Origin of the sequence: Pseudomonas sp. B21-036, from assembly GCF_024748925.1 — a bacterium.
In the GTDB taxonomy this organism is placed as follows: Bacteria; Pseudomonadota; Gammaproteobacteria; order Pseudomonadales; family Pseudomonadaceae; genus Aquipseudomonas; species Aquipseudomonas palmensis.
Genome location: NZ_CP087178.1, coordinates 2,178,431 through 2,196,038, shown reverse-complemented (window position 1 = coordinate 2,196,038; position 17,608 = coordinate 2,178,431). Strand labels below are relative to the sequence as shown.

The 17,608-nt window shown below is 67.0% G+C and carries 17 protein-coding genes and 1 pseudogene; 12 read left to right on the top strand and 6 right to left on the bottom strand.

The window, feature by feature from the left end:
* Positions 1 to 12 precede the first annotated feature (12 nt).
* From LOY33_RS09765 to LOY33_RS09755, 3 genes are read left to right on the top strand one after another with little or no spacing between them, the layout of a single operon-like run.
* Positions 13 to 1,413 carry an alginate O-acetyltransferase AlgX-related protein gene (locus tag LOY33_RS09765; RefSeq protein ID WP_058540405.1) on the top strand — a complete coding sequence of 467 codons (1,401 nt, stop codon included), beginning with the start codon at positions 13 to 15 and terminating at the stop codon, positions 1,411 to 1,413.
* Positions 1,404 to 2,519, top strand: a complete 1,116-nt coding sequence (locus LOY33_RS09760; RefSeq protein ID WP_043860256.1) for a polysaccharide lyase — start codon at positions 1,404 to 1,406, stop codon at positions 2,517 to 2,519. The genes LOY33_RS09765 and LOY33_RS09760 overlap by 10 nt, the downstream gene beginning before the upstream one ends.
* A 17-nt stretch (positions 2,520 to 2,536) precedes the next feature.
* Entirely contained in the window at positions 2,537 to 4,045 is a 1,509-nt protein-coding gene (locus LOY33_RS09755) for a right-handed parallel beta-helix repeat-containing protein (RefSeq protein WP_258662510.1), read from the top strand.
* On the opposite strand, the gene LOY33_RS09750 is transcribed toward LOY33_RS09755, so the two are convergent.
* A complete protein-coding gene (locus LOY33_RS09750; protein ID WP_043860275.1) occupies positions 4,035 to 4,466 on the bottom strand; it encodes a GNAT family N-acetyltransferase in 432 nt (143 codons plus the stop codon). The genes LOY33_RS09755 and LOY33_RS09750 overlap by 11 nt on opposite strands.
* Positions 4,467 to 4,587: 121 nt before the next feature.
* Entirely contained in the window at positions 4,588 to 4,995 is a 408-nt protein-coding gene (locus tag LOY33_RS09745; protein WP_054916493.1) for a DUF488 domain-containing protein, read from the bottom strand.
* A gap of 138 nt (positions 4,996 to 5,133) precedes the next feature.
* Here LOY33_RS09745 and LOY33_RS09740 point away from each other — a divergent pair, with 138 nt between their 5' ends.
* Positions 5,134 to 6,750, top strand: a complete 1,617-nt coding sequence (locus LOY33_RS09740) for an inorganic phosphate transporter (RefSeq protein WP_054916494.1) — start codon at positions 5,134 to 5,136, stop codon at positions 6,748 to 6,750.
* Positions 6,751 to 6,753: 3 nt separating this feature from the next.
* Here the strand turns inward: LOY33_RS09740 and LOY33_RS09735 are convergent, their stop codons facing one another.
* Both LOY33_RS09735 and LOY33_RS09730 read right to left on the bottom strand, forming a co-directional pair.
* The gene (locus LOY33_RS09735; RefSeq protein WP_043861092.1) at positions 6,754 to 7,524 is read right to left on the bottom strand and encodes an OmpA family protein; all 771 of its coding nucleotides are present in this window, start codon (positions 7,522 to 7,524) and stop codon (positions 6,754 to 6,756) included.
* A gap of 11 nt (positions 7,525 to 7,535) precedes the next feature.
* Positions 7,536 to 7,931: a DUF4398 domain-containing protein gene (locus LOY33_RS09730; RefSeq protein ID WP_052504235.1), complete on the bottom strand. Its 396-nt coding sequence runs from the start codon at positions 7,929 to 7,931 to the stop codon at positions 7,536 to 7,538.
* A gap of 218 nt (positions 7,932 to 8,149) precedes the next feature.
* Between LOY33_RS09730 and LOY33_RS09725 the strand changes: the two genes are divergently transcribed.
* Entirely contained in the window at positions 8,150 to 8,797 is a 648-nt protein-coding gene (locus tag LOY33_RS09725; protein ID WP_054916521.1) for a TIGR04211 family SH3 domain-containing protein, read from the top strand.
* Positions 8,798 to 8,855: 58 nt separating this feature from the next.
* Here LOY33_RS09725 and LOY33_RS09720 read toward each other — a convergent pair whose 3' ends face one another.
* Positions 8,856 to 9,809, bottom strand: a complete 954-nt coding sequence (locus LOY33_RS09720; protein WP_043861094.1) for a LysR family transcriptional regulator — start codon at positions 9,807 to 9,809, stop codon at positions 8,856 to 8,858.
* Between the two features lie 78 nt (positions 9,810 to 9,887).
* On the opposite strand from LOY33_RS09720, the gene LOY33_RS09715 reads away from it, so the two are divergent.
* The 7 genes and pseudogenes from LOY33_RS09715 to fusA all read left to right on the top strand — a co-directional run bounded on the left by LOY33_RS09715 (position 9,888) and on the right by fusA (position 17,185).
* Entirely contained in the window at positions 9,888 to 10,940 is a 1,053-nt protein-coding gene (locus tag LOY33_RS09715; RefSeq protein ID WP_043861095.1) for a Gfo/Idh/MocA family protein, read from the top strand.
* Between the two features lie 70 nt (positions 10,941 to 11,010).
* Entirely contained in the window at positions 11,011 to 12,408 is a 1,398-nt protein-coding gene (locus LOY33_RS09710) for an MFS transporter (protein ID WP_043861096.1), read from the top strand.
* Complete coding sequence (aroQ, locus tag LOY33_RS09705; RefSeq protein ID WP_258662509.1) at positions 12,405 to 12,860, top strand: type II 3-dehydroquinate dehydratase; 456 nt, start codon at positions 12,405 to 12,407, stop codon at positions 12,858 to 12,860. Before LOY33_RS09710 ends, aroQ begins: the two co-directional genes overlap by 4 nt.
* Entirely contained in the window at positions 12,857 to 14,020 is a 1,164-nt protein-coding gene (locus tag LOY33_RS09700) for a Gfo/Idh/MocA family protein (protein WP_258662508.1), read from the top strand. Before aroQ ends, LOY33_RS09700 begins: the two co-directional genes overlap by 4 nt.
* A gap of 100 nt (positions 14,021 to 14,120) precedes the next feature.
* A pseudogene (locus LOY33_RS09695) lies at positions 14,121 to 14,519 on the top strand (ACT domain-containing protein); the annotation flags it as partial.
* A 74-nt stretch (positions 14,520 to 14,593) separates the two neighbouring features.
* Positions 14,594 to 14,983, top strand: coding sequence for a tautomerase family protein (locus tag LOY33_RS09690; protein ID WP_078481076.1), 390 nt, complete (start codon positions 14,594 to 14,596; stop codon positions 14,981 to 14,983).
* Positions 14,984 to 15,079: 96 nt separating this feature from the next.
* The gene (gene fusA / locus LOY33_RS09685) at positions 15,080 to 17,185 is read left to right on the top strand and encodes an elongation factor G (RefSeq protein ID WP_078481078.1); all 2,106 of its coding nucleotides are present in this window, start codon (positions 15,080 to 15,082) and stop codon (positions 17,183 to 17,185) included.
* 12 nt (positions 17,186 to 17,197) lie between these two features.
* On the opposite strand, the gene LOY33_RS09680 is transcribed toward fusA, so the two are convergent.
* Positions 17,198 to 17,533 (bottom strand): hypothetical protein, encoded by a 336-nt coding sequence (locus LOY33_RS09680; RefSeq protein WP_258662507.1) that lies wholly within the window; start codon positions 17,531 to 17,533, stop codon positions 17,198 to 17,200.
* Between the last annotated feature and the right edge of the window lie 75 nt (positions 17,534 to 17,608).

Here is a 17,608-nt window from a genome sequence, read left to right as displayed (position 1 = left end):
GATGAACCGCGCATGAAGATCCTTACCTCCCTCGGCCTGATGGCCGTACTCGCTGCCGCCAGCCAGGCCGGCCAGGCCGCCGAGGCGCCCAGCACCGGCTGCACCAGCCTTGAGTGCATGGTCTGCCCGGCCCTGAGCGATCCGCAGAAATACGCCGAAGGGCGGATGAAACTGATGCGCGAGATCGTCCCGGGCAAGGACCGCTGGCTGTTCCGTTCGGCCGTCGACCTGACCAACGACTTCGGCATCCCCGCGCCCATGCGCCCGGAGTTCGCGCGCCTGATGGCCGCGTTCCGCCAGCAGGGTATCCACGTGGCCATGGCCGTGCAGCCCACCCGTGGGCTGATGCACCGCGACAAGCTCTACCCCGGGCAGTTGCACGGGTTCGACTTCGAGCGCGCCAGCAACAACCTGGCCAGCTACCTGCAGCAGCTGCGCAGCGGCGGCGCGGTGGTGCCCGACCTGATGCAACTGGTGCGCACCCCGCCGGCGGGCGAGTACTTCTTTCGCCGCGACCACCACTGGACCCCCAGCGGTGCCGAGGCCACCGCACGCCTGGTGGCCGATGAGGTGCGCCGCCAGCCGTTCTATGCCGACCTGACCAAGAAGCACTACCGCACCGAGCCCGGCGTTATGGTGCCCAAGGACGGCACCATGAACCTGGCGATGAGCAGCATCTGCGGCAACAACTACGGCTTCCAGTATGTGCGCGGCTACCAGACCATCCCGGTGGCCGACGATGCCGACGCACTGTTCGACGAAGCCCCCGACCCGCAGGTGATCCTGGTGGGCGACAGTAACGCCGCAGCCCGTGAGGACGAGAGCAAGCAGTTCAACTTCGACGGCTACCTCAAGCAGTACCTGGATGTCGACATCCTCAACTACGCCCTGCCCGGCGTTGGCCAGGACGGCTCGCTGCTCGAATACCTGCTGTCCGAGAACTACAAGCCCGACGCACCGCCCAGACTGATCATCTGGGAGCTGCCGGCCAACTACCAGCTGGAGTCCGACCAGATGTACCGCCAGCTGATTCCGGCGGTCAAGGGCGGTTGCAGCACCTCCACACCGGTGCTGGGCAACCGCCTGCAGCGCCCGGCGCTGCGCGTCAACGACCGCATCGAACTGCTGAGCAACGCCGGCGAAAGTCGCAAGGCACTGGGCAGCGGCCAGGGCTTTCTGGACATCCGCATCAGCGACAAGAACGTCAAGGACTTCTACGTGATCGTGTATTACGACAACGGTGCCCGCGACAAGGTGTGGTTTCGCCGCGAGGCGGCCGTCAGCGGTGGCCAGTACTACCTGGAGCTGAGCAAGGCCAAGGAGTTCGCCGGGGCCAACCTGCTCTCGGTGTTCCTCGAGCCGACCAAGCCGAGCCAGGCCGCCACCCAGGTGGAAACCCGTCTATGCCTCTGAAGCCCTGGCTGGTCGCCACCCTGGGCCTGTGCGCCGGGTTGCAGCTGGGCAGCAGCCTGGCCGCGCAATCGATCTGGCCGGCGCGGGCCACCGCCCAGTCGGCGATGATCGCCGACTACCGCACCCTGCAGTGCAGCAAACAGCCGCCGCCACCGTACACCGCCAGCCTGCGCATGCAGAGCAAGTACGACCAGCGCGATGCCAGCAAGTCGACCCTGCGCAGCCGCCCCGATGCCGACACCGAGGCGGCGAGCAAGCAGGTCAAGCAGTTCATCGCCGGGCTGATCTTCGCCAGCAAGCGCTTCCAGCGCGCCAAGACCCCGCAGCAGGCCAACATGGCCCTGGCCTGCCAGGACCAGTGGCTGGAGCACTGGGCGCAGGCCGGTGCCCTGCTCAACCCGGATGCCAGCAGCACCGGCATGGCGGCGCGCAAGTGGGCGGTGGCGGCCATGGCCTCGACGCTGCTGCTGACCCAGGCCGCCAGCAACGGCCAGGTGCAGCTGTCGCCGGCCCAGACGCGCTGGTTCGAACAGCTCGGCGAACTGATCATCCGCGAGTACCAGCCACGCCAGGCCGCCAGCTTCACCTGGTTCAACAACCACGACTACTGGGCCGCCTGGGCCGTGGCCGCCAGCGGCATGCTGGTGCAGCGCGACGACTTCATCCGCTGGGCCGACGGCAATCTGCGTCGCGGCCTGCAGCAGGCGGTGCGCAGCGGGGACGGCAGCTATGCCTACCTGCCGCTGGAAGTGGCGCGTGCCCGGCTTGCCGCCACCTACAGCCAGTACGCGCTGGTGCCGCTGGTGCTGCTGGCCGAGTCGGCGCGGGCCAATGGCCTGCCCTGGAGCGAACACGACCAGCAGACCCTGGAGCTGCTGGGCAACTTCGCCGCACGCACGGTGCTCGACCCCGGCCCGCTGCCCGAACTGATGGGCCAGGCCCAGACCGAGGTAGCCCCCTACAAGCTGGCCTGGCTGATCCCGTTCCTGTACCGCGCGCCCAACAATCGCCTGGCCCGCCAGCTGTACGAAAGCGAGGACGGCAACGTCGACAACTACAGTCAGATCGGCGGCCCGCTCAAGCCCTTCTACCCCCCTTTGCCGTAACCCAAGGACGAATCGCCATGGCCCAGCCTGCCCGCATTTTCCGCTTTACCCGACTGGCCGGCCTGCTGCTGGCCGGCCTCGCCGGCGTGGCCCACGCCGCCCCCCAGGGCCTGCCGATGCAGCAGGCACTGCGCGTGGTCAGCCCCAACGACTACCAGGCGCAGGTGCAACAGGTGCAGGCCAGCACCCGCGAAGCAGTGAGCTTCACCCTGCAGGAACGCCCGCGCCCCGGCGGGCGTGCCACTGTCAGCCTGCAACCGATGTTCTCGGCCCAGGGCGGCAGCTGGCCGTTCGAGCCGTTCGTCAACAACGGCCTGTTCCGCGCCGTGGCCGGCTACCAGGCGCACCACCCGCAGGCGGTGCTGATCCAGGGTGGCAGCATCACCCTGGCGCAGTTGGCCGACACCCTGAACAACCCGCAGGTACTCAAGCGCTACAAGGACGGCTACCTGCTCAGCTACCCGCTGATGATCGCCGCCGATGGCGGGCTGGTGCTGGAGGGCACCAGCCTGTACCTCTACAGCTATTCGGGCACGGCCCTGATCAACCAGGGCTGGCTGGGCCTGAACCAGTCACGCCTGGAAAGCGTGGCCGGCGACAAGGCCGGCAACACCGAGCGCGCCTGGCGCCCGTTCGTGGTGGCCTGGGCCGGCAGCCATACCCAGCTGATCGGCGCCACCCTCAACCGCCTGGGCTACAACGCCAACCTGTCGCGGGGCCTGACCACTGCCCTGAGCAGCCAGCAATCGCCGGCCACCCGGCCGGCCAGCGTGCTGATACGCGACAGCCAGTTCAGCGAGCTGTCGGCGGTGGAGCTGCAGCACAGCCGTGGGGTGATCGAGGGAAGCCGCTTCGAAAGTGCCCAGCAGTATGGCGTGGACGTGCGCGACAGCCAGATGCGCATGGCGCACAACCAGATTCGCGGGGTCGACAACAACAGCGGCATCCGCCTGCGCGGGCAGACCCGCGCCTGGCTCGACGACAACCTGATCCTGGGCACGCACAAGGCCGCCATCGAGGTCAGCGACCAGCAAGGCGCCCTGCTGCTGAGCGGCAACCGCATTGGCGCCAGCCGCGGCAACGGCGTGCTGCTGCGCAACCTCAAGGGCGAGATGCCGGTGCTGATCGAAGGCAACTTCATCGGCAACAGCCAGGGCAGCGCGGTGGACGCCAGCGACGTGGCTGGCGCGGTCATGCTGGAAAACCACATCGGCAACACCCCCGAGTACGCCATCAGCCTGCGCAACACCCAGCCGCTGGCCGGGCCGCTGATTCTGGGCGGCAACACCCTGGGCCGGGTGGGCAAGGCGGTGGTTCGGGTGGAAGGCATGGACCAGGTGCTGCTGGGCAGCAACCGTTTCGAGGGCAAGCCATTGCTGCAGAACCTGCTGATCGGCGACCTGCTGCCGGTGCAGGGCCCCTTGCTCGACGCCACCGTGCGCCAGGGCTGCGTGGTGCAGGTAAGCCGGGTGGCCGCCGGTACCCCGCAGTCGGGGCTGACCTGCGTGCAGAGTGCTAGCCGATAACCCGCTGCATGCGCACGAAGCATTCGTCCTCACCCTGCGCGACGAAGCCGTGGCGCAGGTACAGGGCCTGGGCCGGATTGCTCTTGAACACGGTCAGGCGCAGCAGCGGCAGATGGCGCCTGCCGGCCCATTCGGCCAGTTGCTCCAGCACCCAGCCACCGATACCCTTGCCGCGGGCGGCCTCGACCAGGTGCAGTTCGCGGATGTACAGCGCACGGCTGTCCTGGCTGAGGCTGCAGAAGCCCAGGGGCTGTTCGGCGTCGACAATCAGCCATTGCTCGCGCCAGCCCCAGGCTTGGTCGAAGGCTTCCTCCAGCCAGAGCAGATCGAATTCGCGGTAGTACGCCAGCATGGCGCGGCGCGTGAGGTCGCGGGCGAAGGTTCGGTGCAGGTCGGTGGCGGGGGTCAGGGTTGGGGTCATTTGGGTGCCCGTCAGGGGATTTTCGGCGCGGCCATCGCAGGTCAAGCCCGCTGCCACAGGTAAGGCGGGGCCTTGTGGGAGCGGGCTTGACCCGCGATGGCCGTAACGCAGATTCAGAGAGTCACACTTTAGGCCCCAGCTCATCGGCATAGCAAACCGGCGAACTCCCGGGCCCCTGGCGATCCAGCTCATCCTCCAGCCACTGGGCCAGCACCCGCGCATTGTTGTGCTGTTCATCCTTGAACGCATACACCAGAGTCAGGGTGCCGCCACGGGCCTTGTCCAGCAGCCCCCACCAATGCTGCGGCCGGTCGGCCAGCTCCTGGCGATACCGCTGGCAGAACCCGTCGTAGTCCACCTCACCGCGGTGAAAGGCCTGGCGCAAGGCCGACGACGGCGCCACCTCCGGTAGCCAGGCACTCAGGTGCAACTGATCCTTGCGCCGGTTGCGCGGCCACATCCGATCCACCAGCACCCGCTCGCCATCCTGCGGCGCAGGCGCCTCATAGGCCCGTTTGCACTGAATCATCGGCACGTTCCTCCCACTGCCTGGGTGTAAGCGTAGCTGGGCAACCCGCGTTTTTGTTGATCGAAGTCACTATGCCATCACTCAGGGTTTTTATCCTTGATGCGCCAGGCACGACTTCCACCCTACCGGACCCGTCTAATGACAACCCCGATCAGCACCACCCTTGACTCCGCGGGTGGCCGCCCCTCCCTTGCACAACTGGCCACCCGCCCCGGCCGCGCCTCCGTCACCCTGTTCGTCTGCCTGTTGCTGGGGGGCCTGGTGTACACCGCCTGGAGCCTGTTCCGCGACATCGATGCCGCCGGTACCGTGGTCACCACCTGGACGCCCTTCCTGCTGCTGGGCCTGGCACTGCTGATTGCCCTGGGTTTCGAATTCGTCAACGGTTTCCACGACACCGCCAACGCCGTGGCCACCGTGATCTACACCAACTCGCTGCCGGCGCAGTTTGCCGTGGTGTGGTCGGGGTGCTGGAATTTCATCGGGGTGCTGCTGTCCAGCGGCGCGGTGGCCTTCGGCATCATTGCCCTGCTGCCGGTGGAGCTGATCCTGCAGGTGGGTTCGGCCACCGGCTTTGCCATGGTCTTCGCCCTGCTGCTGGCCGCGATCATCTGGAACCTGGGCACCTGGTGGCTGGGGCTGCCGGCCTCCTCCTCGCACACCCTGATCGGCTCGATCATCGGCGTGGGCGTGGCCAATGCGCTGATGAACGGGCGCGACGGCACCAGCGGCGTGGACTGGACCCAGGCCAGCAAGGTGGGCTACGCGCTGCTGTTCTCGCCCCTGGTGGGCTTTGCCTGTGCGGCGCTGCTGCTGGTGGGCCTGCGCATGCTGGTCAAGCGCCGCGAGCTGTACCAGGCGCCGGTCGGCGACGCCCCGCCGCCCTGGTGGATTCGCGGCCTGCTGATCGCCACCTGCACCGGGGTGTCGTTCGCCCACGGCTCCAACGACGGGCAGAAGGGCATGGGCCTGATCATGCTGATTCTGGTGGGTACCCTGCCGATGGCCTACGCGCTGAACCGCACCATGCCGGCCGACCAGTCGCTGCAGTTTGCCGCCGTGGCCCAGGCCACCCAGCAGCAGTTGCTCGGCCAGTCGGCGCAGCCTCATGTCGGCGACCCGCGCGCCACCCTCACCCTGTACCTGCGCGAGCGGCAACCGAGCGCCGAGCTGGTACCGGCCCTGGCGGCACTGGCCGGCCTGATCGGCGAGGAAGTCGCAGGCTACGGCTCGCTGACCCACGTACCGGCCGAGGCCATGGCCAACGTGCGCAACGACATGTACCTGACCAGCGAAGCCATCCGCCTGATGCAAAAGCACCAGCACGGCGGGCTCGACGCGGCCGCCACCGCGCAGGTGCAGCTGTTCAAGAGCCGCATCGACGACGCCACCCGGTTCATTCCGTTGTGGGTCAAGGTGGCGGTGGCGATTGCCCTTGGGCTGGGCACGATGGTCGGCTGGCGGCGCATCGTGGTCACGGTGGGCGAAAAGATCGGCAAGACCCACCTCACCTACGCCCAGGGGGCTTCGGCGGAGCTGGTGGCGATGTGCACCATCGGTGCGGCGGACATGTACGGGCTGCCGGTGTCGACCACCCACGTACTGTCGTCCGGGGTGGCCGGCACCATGGTGGCCAACGGTTCGGGCCTGCAATTGCGCACCATCGCCAACCTGGCGATGGCCTGGGTACTGACCCTGCCCGCAGCGATCATGCTGTCGGGCGGGCTGTACTGGCTGCTGACCCGGCTGCTGTAGGCCTCAGCGCTGGCCGACGGCAGCATTGCCGTGGGAGATGATCACTTCGACGCGGCGGTTGAGCTGACGCGACTGCGCGTCGGCGTTGGAGGCCACCGGGTACTCCTTGCCATAGCCGGCACTGATGATGCGCCCGGCATCCACCCCGTTGCGGCGCAGGGCGTTGGTCACAGCCGCTGCGCGACGCTCTGACAACTGCTGGTTGAGGCTGTCGCTGCCGGTCGAGTCGGTGAAGCCCTCGACCCGCACCTTGCGCTCCGGGTTGGCACGCAGGTACTCGGCCAGCTGGTCGATGTTGCGCTGGCTGCCAGCCTTGAGCTCGGCACGCCCGGTGTCGAACAGTACATCGCCGAAGGTCACCACGGTGCCACGCTCGGTCTGCTTGGCCTTGAGCTGCTGCAGGGCCTTGAGCTGCGCGGTACGCACGTCCAGGCGGGCCTGGGTGCGCTGCGCCTCGATGCCCTGCAGGCCGGCTTCGGCCTGGCGCAGGGCAATGGTCTGCTCGGCGACGGCGATCTTCTGGTTGGCCAGGTAGGCCAGTTGCTCGATCTGCGGGGCCTTGCGGTCCTTGATCGAAGCCAGCTCGGCCTTGCCCAGGGCATTGAACGCATCCTTGGTTTCCAGTGCCGCCAGGCGGCTGGACTCCGGCTTGCTCTGCAGCACGCTGAAGTGCTCGCGGGCTTGCAGCAGGCCAGGGTTTTCGGCGGTAGTGCTGCAACCGGCGAGCAACAGGCCCATCACGGAAACGGCAGGCAACAGGTATTTGACGGACATGACGGGCATCCTTACGGCGTGATCGTGGGGGTGATGGCGTCGGGCGACTGGAGCATTTCCTGCTTCAGCACTTCAATGCCCTGCTGCGCGCTGCGCAGTTGCTGCTGGGCCTTGGCGGCACGCGCCTTGCGCTCGGCCAGGTTGGCATCGGCCTCGGCCTGCTCGGCCAGGGTGCGGGCCGCGACAAGGTTCCGTTCGCCCAGGGCGCGTTCGACGGCGTACAGCTTGTCCTGGGCGGCCTTCATTTCGGCTGGCGCGTACTGGGTGGCGTCGGCGGTCACGGCGCGGCTGACCGCGTTGCGGGTCAGTTCGACCTGCTCGGTGGGCACGGGCACGCCGGCACAACCGGCCAGCACCATCAGCAGGCTGCTGGCGGCCAGGTAATTCGTGGTGCGTTTAGCAACCATTGAAAGACTCCATAACATGAGAAAGACAGACCATTGTTCAAGCCGCGTAAGACTATTCCCGGTCATGCCCCGCCCCTATCAGGGGGCATCCTGCTGTCAGGTAGGAAACTTCTCCGGCATTGCCACGATTCGTGCCTGCCCTTCGTCAGTGCGCAGTGAACCTGACGGGCAAAAAATGGTCTGTGGGTTTCATTTTTTCCGTTTTCAAGAAGATCACCATGCCCCCATCTTTTCAGCTTCGCGCACGGCGCTCTCTTATCCCCGGCCTGCTCGGCAGCCTGGTCATCCTGTGTGGCCCGGCCCACGCCGAAGAAGGCAGCGGCAATGAACGCTGGGTCAGCGACAGCCTCAGCACCTACGTGCGCAGCGGCCCTACCGACGGGCACCGGATCGTCGGCAACCTCAAATCCGGCCAGAAGGTCACCCTGCTGACCAGCCAGGGTAACTACAGCCAGGTACGTGGCGAGTCGGGCGATACCGTGTGGATCAACAGCAGCGACCTGCAGACGGTGCCCGGCCAGGCAGAGCGCGTGCCGCAACTGAGCGAACAGGTGAGCCAGTTGAGCGAGCAGCTCAAGACCATCGACGACAGCTGGAAGACCCGGGTGCAGGGCATGCAGGAGACACTGGATTCACGCAAGGCCCTGATCGACGAACTGGAGGCGCGCAGCACCGCGCTCAATGCCGAGCTGGGCGATGCGCAATCGCAACTGCGCGCTACCCAGGCGCAGCTGGGCGACGAGAACAAGCAGGTGCTGATGCGCTACATGGTGTACGGCGGCGGCATTGCCGGGGCCGGCTTGCTGGCGGGGCTGATCCTGCCGATGCTCAGCCGCGGGCGCAAGCGCAGCGACCGCTGGTTCTGAGGGCCCGGCCTTCGCCCGCAGGGTGCAGGCGCCAGCCTTGCTGGCGAAGGCCGTCCCACTATTGCCCCGCCCTTCCCCCAGCCAGCGCATAGGGCCCCTGCGCCAGTTGCTCACGCAGAAACGCCACGCAACTGCGCACCTTGGCCGAACTTGACGAGCGCACCGCCGTCACCGCCCAGATGTCCGCCGGCTGGTGATACCCCGGCAGCACCTGTACCAGCGCCCCGCTGGTCAGGCTGGCCGCCACGTCCCAGCGCGAAGCCATGATGATGCCGTGCCCGTCATGGGCCCACTGGCGCACGATGTCGCTGTGGTTGGAGGCCATCGGCCCGGTCACCTTCACCGTCTCGGCGCCATTGGGCCCCACCAGGCGCCATACCCCGAAACGGTCGTCGCGGCTGCGAAACAGCAGGCAGTCATGCTGCGCCAGGTCGGCCGGCACCCGCGGCTGGCCGCGCCGCGCCAGGTAGTCCGGGGCGGCAGCCAGCACCCGCGAGCTGCTGGCGATGCGGTGCGCGATCAGGTGTTTTTCCTGCACCTCGCCCACCCGCACATCGATATCGAAGTTGTCGGCAATCAGGTCCACGCGCCGGTCCAGCAGCTCCACCCACACCTCCAGCGCCGGGTACTGGCGCCGCAGCAACGACAGGATCGGCGCCACGTGCTCGCGCCCCAGGCGCAGGCTGGTGCACACGCGCAAGGTGCCTTGCGGCTCGCGCTGCCCGCCGGACAACGCATCGAACATCGCGCCCACGTCCTCGAGGATCTTCTGCGCCCACACGAACGTCGCCTCGCCATCGCTGGTGATGTTGACCCGCCGCGTGGTGCGGTTGAACAGCTTGACCCCGAGCATCGTCTCCAGGGTGGCGATGCGCTTGCTCACATGCGCCGGCGACAGCCCGGTCTCGGTGGCTGCCGCGATGAAGCTGGAGCGCCGCGCCACCTCGCAGAACAACTGAAGGTCACGCAGCAACGGCTCATTATTCGCTATCAGCGCATTCTGATTCTTCATCTGGCCCGATTATCTCCTGGCGCTTTTTTATTAGCCTCTCACAAACGCGCTTCGACCCAGAACAAGAAAGTGAGAACCATGACTGCATTACGCCTTGCCGTGGCCGGGGCCGGCCTGATCGGCCGCCGCCATATCGAACTGATCCAGGCCAGCGCCGAGTGCCAGCTGGCCGCCATCGTCGACCCCTCGCCCGCCGCCGCCGAACTGGCCAACGCCTGCGGCGTACCGTTGTACCCGGGGCTGGCCGAACTGTTCGGCGCGCAGCGCCCGGACGGGGTGATCCTTGCCACGCCCAACCACCTGCATGTCGACGGCGCACTGGCCTGCGTGGAGCACGGCATACCGGCACTGATCGAAAAGCCGGTGGCGCATACCCTGGAAGACGGCAAGCGCCTGCTGGCCATCGCCGAGCAGCGTGATGCACGCCTGCTGGTGGGCCACCACCGCGCCCACAGTGCGATCCTGCACAAGGCCCGCGAAGTGATTGCCGAAGGGGTACTGGGCAACCTGGTGGCGGTGATGGGCAGCGCGCTGTTCTACAAGCCCGACGACTACTTCGACGCCGCCCCCTGGCGCCGCGAGGCCGGCGGCGGCCCGGTGCTGATCAACCTGATCCACGAGATCGGCAACCTGCGTTCGCTGTGCGGCGAGATCGTCGCGGTGCAGGCCCAGGCGTCCAACGCCACCCGCGGCTTTGCCGTGGAAGACAGCATCGCCATCAGCCTGCGCTTTGCCAGCGGCGCGCTGGGCACCTTCATGCTCTCCGACACCGCCGCCTGCGCGCGCAGCTGGGAGCAGACCGCCCGCGAGAACCTCGACTATCCCAGCTACGCCGACGAGGACTGCTACGTACTGGCCGGCACCCAGGGCTCGCTGTCGATACCGACCATGCGCCTCAAGTACTACGCCCGCGACGAACAGCGCTCGTGGTGGCGGCCGTTCCAGTGCGCCACCGCCAGCCTCGACGAGGCCGACCCGCTGGCCCGCCAGCTGGCGCACTTTTGCCAGGTGATCCGTGGCCAGGCCCGGCCGCTGGTGAGCGTGCGCGACGGCCTGCGCAACCTGCAGGTCATCGACGCCATTGGCCAAGCCGCCCGCTGCGGCCACACGGTAATGATCGACAGCCTCTGAACATCGGTGCCCCGGCCCTGCGCCGGGACGCCTGCGTGCCCCCAATAAAAACAACAAACGGAGAATTGCGATGGCCACACATGACGCCGCGCACAGTGCGCGCCAAACCCGCAAAGCCACCGCCAGCGGTTGGGTCGGCTCCGCGCTGGAGTACTACGACTTCTTCATCTATGCCCAGGCCGCGGCGCTGATCTTCCCGCAGATCTTCTTCCCCAGCACCGACCCCAAGCTGGCCATCTTCGCCTCCCTGGCCACCTATGGCGTGGGCTACCTGGCGCGCCCGGTCGGGGCCTTCGTGCTCGGCCACTGGGGCGACACCCGCGGGCGCAAGAACGTGTTGCTGCTGTGCATGTTTCTGATGGGCATCGCGACCATGGCCGTGGGCCTGCTGCCGACCTTCGAGCAGATCGGTTACTGGGCGCCGGCGTTGCTGGTGGTGCTGCGCCTGGTGCAGGGCTTTGCGGTGGCCGGCGAGATCGCCGGGGCCAGCTCGATGATTCTCGAACACGCACCGCCCGGGCGCCGCGGCTTCTTTGCCAGCTTCACCCTGCAGGGCGTACAGGCCGGCCAGGTGATGGCAGCGGCGGTGTTCCTGCCGCTGGCGTACTTCATGCCCAGCGACGCCTTCAACAGCTGGGGCTGGCGCATCCCGTTCCTGCTCAGCGCCGCGGTGCTGATCGCCGCCTACATCATTCGCCGCGAGGTCAAGGAGCCCGAGGCCTTCAAGGTGGCCGCCAAGCAGACCGCGCGCTCGCCGATCCGCGATGCCTTCACCTACAGCTGGCGCGGCATGCTGGTGGTGTTCGGCGTGTCGCTGATGAACGTGATCCCGGTGGTGACCACCATCTTCGGCGCCGCCTACGCGGTGCAGCCGGCCTATGGCGTGGGCTTCGACAAGAGCGTGTACCTGTGGATTCCGGTGGTGGGCAACATCGTCGCGGTGCTGGTGATCCCGTTTGTGGGCAACCTCTCCGACCGCATCGGCCGGCGCCCGCTGATCATCGGCAGCGCATTGGGCTGCGGGCTGATGTCGTTCGTCTACCTGTATGCCATCAGCCTGCACAACCTGCCGCTGGCGTTCGGCGCCTCGCTGCTGATGTGGGGCATGGTCTACCAGGGCTACAACGCGATCTTCCCAAGCTTCTTCCCCGAACAGTTCCAGACCCACTACCGCGTGTCGGCCATGGCCATCGCGCAGAACGTCGGCTACATGATCACCGCCCTGCTTCCGGCGCTGTTCACCGCCGTGGCCCCGCCCGGCTCGAACAACGTGCCGCTGCTGATCGGCGCCATCACCTGCGCGGTCACCGCCATTTCGGCCGTGGCTGCCTGGAGCGCTCCGGAAACCTACCGCACGCCCCTGGACCAGCTCGGCAAGCCGGACGCCGTGGCCCTCGACAAACCCGTGTATGACGCGCTGCGGGCCAAGGCCCTGCGCACCACCCCTGCTACGGAAACCGCCCAATGAAGACCCTGCTCGTGCTCAATGGCCCCAACCTCAACATGCTCGGCCTGCGCCAGCCCGAGGTGTACGGCCGCGAAACCCTGGCCGATGTGCAGGCGCTGTGCCACAGCGCCGGCCAACGCCTGGACCTGGACATCGAGTTCCACCAGACCAACCACGAGGGCCAGATGATCGACTGGATTCACCAGGCCCGTGGCCGCGTGGCCGGCATCGTGATCAACCCCGGTGCCTGGACCCATACCTCGGTGGCGATCCACGACGCACTGATCGCCGCCGAGGTACCGGTGATCGAGGTGCACATTTCCAACGTGCACAAGCGTGAAGCCTTCCGCCACCACTCCTATGTGTCGCTGGTGACCCAGGCGGTACTGGCCGGGTTCGGCACCCATGGCTACGTGCTGGCCATCAACCACTTCGCCCACCTGCAGCGCACCGCGCAAGGAGCCGCGCAATGAAAACCGTAGCCAACCCCAGCCAGCGCCTGCGCCTGGGTTTTGTCGGTGGCGGCCTGGAGTCGTCGATCGGCGCCACCCACCGCTACGCCGCGCAACTGGACGGGCACTTCGAACTGGTGGCCGGGGTCTTCGCCCGCGACCCGGCACGCAACCGCGCCGCTGCCCAGGCCTACGGCGTAGCGCCGGAGCGGGTGTACCCGGACTTCCAGGGCATGGCCGTGGCCGAAGCCGCGCGCGCCGATGGCGTGCAGGCGGTGGCGATCATGGCGCCCAACGCGGTGCACGTGCCGGCCAGCCTGGCGTTTCTCGACCAGGGCATCGACGTGATCTGCGACAAGCCGCTGGCCTCGAGCCTGGCCCAGGCGCAGCAACTGCTTGAACGCGCACGCAAGGGCCCGGCGCTGCACCTGCTGACCCACAACTACAGTGGCTACCCATTGGTGCGCGAAGCCCGCGAGCTGATCGCGCGCGGCGCCATCGGCGAGGTGCGCCTGGTGCAGGTGGAACACGCCAGCGCCTTCGGCACCCACCCGCTGGAGCAGCAAGGGGTCAAGGCGCTGGCCTGGCGCACCGATCCGGCCCAGGCCGGGGCCTCATCGGTGCTGGCGGATGTGGGCGTGCATGCCCACCAGTTGCTGCGCTTTGTCACCGGGCAGGAGGTCAGTGAAGTGTCGGCCGAGCTGAGCACCCTGGTGCCGGGGCGCCAGTCGGACGACAACGCACACGTGAAGCTGCGCCTGCAGAATGGCGCGCGCGGCATGCTGTGGGCCAGCTTCGTGGCGGCCGGGCACCGGCATGGCCTGCAGTTGCGCGTGTTCGGCTCCACCGGGTCGCTGTACTGGCATCAAGAGGAACCCGACCGGCTGGAGCTGCGTCATCAGGACCAGCCGCACCAGATCCTGCGTCGTGGCGAGGCCTGGCTGAGCGAGTCGGCCAGGTTGTCGACGCGAATCAAGGCGGGCCAGCCGGAGGGGCTGCTGGAGGCGTTCGCCAACATCTACAGCGAGGCGGCCGAGCGGATCATGGCGCGCCGCGAGCACCGTGCGCCGAGCGCGCAGTCGCTGCTGTGCCCGACGGCCGAGGATGGGGTACGCGGCATGCGCTTCATTGATGCCTGCGTGCGCTCGGATGCGGCGGATGGGCGCTGGACGCAGGCCTGAACGCCAGAAGCTGCACTTATGCAGGCCCAGCAGAATTGATTTTGCTGATCAACAATCGGCTGCCAGACTGGCGGCCGATTTCTTTTGCAGGGGCACGATCATGTCGGGTGAAACAAGTCTGGCCGCGCTGTTGCGCAGCATGCGGCCGCAGTTGAATGAAGGCAGCTACGTGTTCTGCACGCTGGCCGACTGGTCGGGGCTGCAGCCTGGCGAGGTGATCGGCAGTTTTCGCGAGCAGGAGGGGCTGACGGTGATCGTGTCGCGTGGGCGGGCCGAGGCGCTGAAACTGCCTTTCAGCTACGAGGCCGCGTGGATCACCCTGATGGTGCATTCGTCGCTGGAGGCGGTGGGCCTGACCGCGGCGTTCGCCACGGCGCTGGGCCAGGCCGGCATCAGCTGCAACGTGGTGGCCGCGTTCTACCATGACCATATCTTCGTCGCGCAGGCCGATGCGCAGCGGGCGATGGCGGTGCTGGAAGGGTTGGCGGCGGGGCCTGATGATAGCGGGGGCCTTGCCGGCGCCAGGGCCATCGGCCACGATGCACCTCCCCCCGCCCTACACGGAACGTCAGCATGGCCCAGATCAAGATCTATGGATTGCGCACCACCCTCGACCAGCACCGCCCTGCCCTTGCCGAAGCCATCCATGGCGCGGTGATGAGCGCCCTGCAGTACCCGCCGGAAAAACGCTTCCAGCGCTACCTGGCCCTGGACCCCGCCGACTTCCTCTACCCCGACGACCGCAGCGAACACTACCTGATCATCGAGATCAGCCTGTTCGAAGGCCGCTCCAGCGCCGCAAGGAAAGACCTCATCCGCCAACTGTTCCAGCGCATCGGCGAGCACACTGGCATCGGCGCCCAGGACATCGAGATCACCCTGTTCGAGACCCCCCGCGAAAACTGGGGCATACGCGGCCTGCCCGGCGACGAGCTGGGCCTGAACTACACCGTGGAGGTCTGAACACACGCGCCGACCGGTAGCAGCAGCCGTGCATTCTTCTGCTTAACTGGAAGAACCCGGGCCACAGGCTGCCCGCCTTTGCACAGGTGAACGACCATGGCGCGCACCACCCCCATCGAGCTGTACCGCAATATCGGCATTGTCGCCCACGTCGACGCGGGCAAGACCACCACCACCGAACGCATCCTGTTCTACACCGGGGTCAACCACAAGATGGGCGAAGTGCACGACGGCGCCGCGACCATGGACTGGATGGCCCAGGAACAGGAACGCGGCATCACCATCACCTCCGCCGCCACCACCGCCTTCTGGCAGGGCTCGACCAAGCAGTTCCCCGAGAAATTCCGCTTCAACATCATCGATACCCCCGGCCACGTCGACTTCACCATCGAGGTGGAGCGCTCGCTGCGCGTGCTCGATGGCGCGGTGGTGGTGTTCAGCGGCGCCGACGGGGTCGAGCCGCAGTCCGAGACGGTGTGGCGCCAGGCCAACAAGTACCATGTGCCGCGCCTGGCCTACGTCAACAAGATGGACCGCCAGGGCGCGGACTTCCTGCGCGTGGTCAAACAGATCGACAAGCGCCTGGGCCACCACCCGGTGCCGATCCAGCTGGCCATCGGCGCCGAGGAACACTTCATCGGCCAGATCGACCTGGTGAAGATGAAGGCCATCTACTGGAACGAGGCCGACAACGGCACCAGCTACCGCGAAGAGGCGATACCGGCCGACATGCTGGAGCTGGCCACCGAGTGGCGTGCACACATGATCGAGGCCGCCGCCGAGGCCAACGACGAGTTCATGGAGCTGTACCTCAACGGCACCGAACTCGACAACGAGCAGATCAAGGCCGGGCTGCGCCAGCGCACCCTCAACAACGAGATCGTGCCGGCCATCTGCGGGTCGTCGTTCAAGAACAAGGGCGTGCCGCTGATGCTCGACGCGGTGATCGACTACCTGCCCGCCCCGTCCGAGATCCCCTCCATCAACGGCACCGACCCGGATCATGAAGACCGGCACCTGGAGCGCCATGCCGACGACAGCGAGCCGTTCTCGGCGCTGGCCTTCAAGATTGCCACCGACCCCTTTGTAGGCACCCTGACCTTCGCCCGGGTGTACTCCGGGGTACTGAACTCGGGCGATGCGGTACTCAACTCGGTCAAGGGCAAGAAGGAGCGCGTGGGCCGCATGGTGCAGATGCACGCCAACCAGCGCGCCGAGATCAAGGCGGTGTGCGCCGGCGACATTGCCGCACTGATCGGCATGAAGGACGTGACCACCGGCGACACTCTGTGCGACATCAACCAGCCGATCATCCTCGAACGCATGGACTTCCCAGACCCGGTGATCTCGGTGGCCGTGGAACCCAGGACCAAGGCCGACCAGGAGAAGATGGGCATCGCCCTGAGCAAGCTGGCCCAGGAAGACCCGTCATTTCGCGTGCGCACCGATGAAGAAACCGCGCAGACGATCATCTCCGGCATGGGCGAGTTGCACCTGGACATCATCGTCGACCGCATGCGCCGCGAATTCGGCGTCGAGGCCAATGTGGGCAAGCCGCAGGTGGCCTATCGCGAGAAGATCCGCAACACCTGCGAGATCGAAGGCAAGTTCGTGCGCCAGTCTGGCGGGCGCGGCCAGTACGGGCACTGCTGGATCCGCTTCGCCCCGGCCGAGGAAGGCAAGGAAGGCCTGGAGTTCGTCAACGAGGTGGTCGGCGGCGTGATACCGCGCGAGTACATCCCGGCGATCCAGAAAGGCATCGAGGAGCAGATGAAGAACGGCGTGCTGGCCGGCTACCCGCTGATCGGCCTGAAGGCCACGGTGTTCGACGGCTCGTACCACGACGTCGACTCCAACGAGATGGCGTTCAAGGTGGCGGCGTCGATGGCCACCAAGCAACTGGCGCAGAAAGGCGGTGCGGTGCTGCTGGAGCCGGTGATGAAGGTCGAGGTGGTGACCCCCGAGGAGTACCAGGGCGACATCCTCGGCGACCTCAGCCGGCGCCGCGGGCTGATCCAGGAAGGCGAGGACACCCCGGCCGGCAAGGTGATCCGCGCCGACGTGCCGCTGGGCGAGATGTTCGGCTATTCGACGCAGATGCGCTCGATGACCCAGGGCCGCGCCAGCTACACCATGGAGTTCACCAAGTATGCCGAGGCGCCGGCGAGCGTGGCCGATGCCATCATCAAAAAGCAGGGCTAGGTCGTCGCGCGATTACTGCACGGTCGACGCCCCGCCGACCCGGTCGCTGGGTGCAGGGATGTGCTGATTGCTGACCACCAGCTGCAGCAGGTGTACACTTGGCCGGTAAAAGGGGCGCCTGCTCAGTGTGTGGTCAAGCCAGGCATTGAGCTCGTACAGGCGCACCGGTGCTTCACCCGGGTAGTCCGCCAGTACGGCGAGGACCATGTTCCGCACCGCAGGGCTGGAACGCAGGCAACGGCTGTCGATGTACTGACCTATGAACTGGCGAACATCCGCTGTCTCGCTGTGTGAAATGAAGATTGTCCGCACGCTGTCGGGGCATCGCTGCTCAAGATCGGGCGCCATGATTGCCTCCTGTGGAATGCTGCCGTCGCTTGACGCCATTGAACGATACAGCCGGGCCCCGTGCCATCAGGCAAA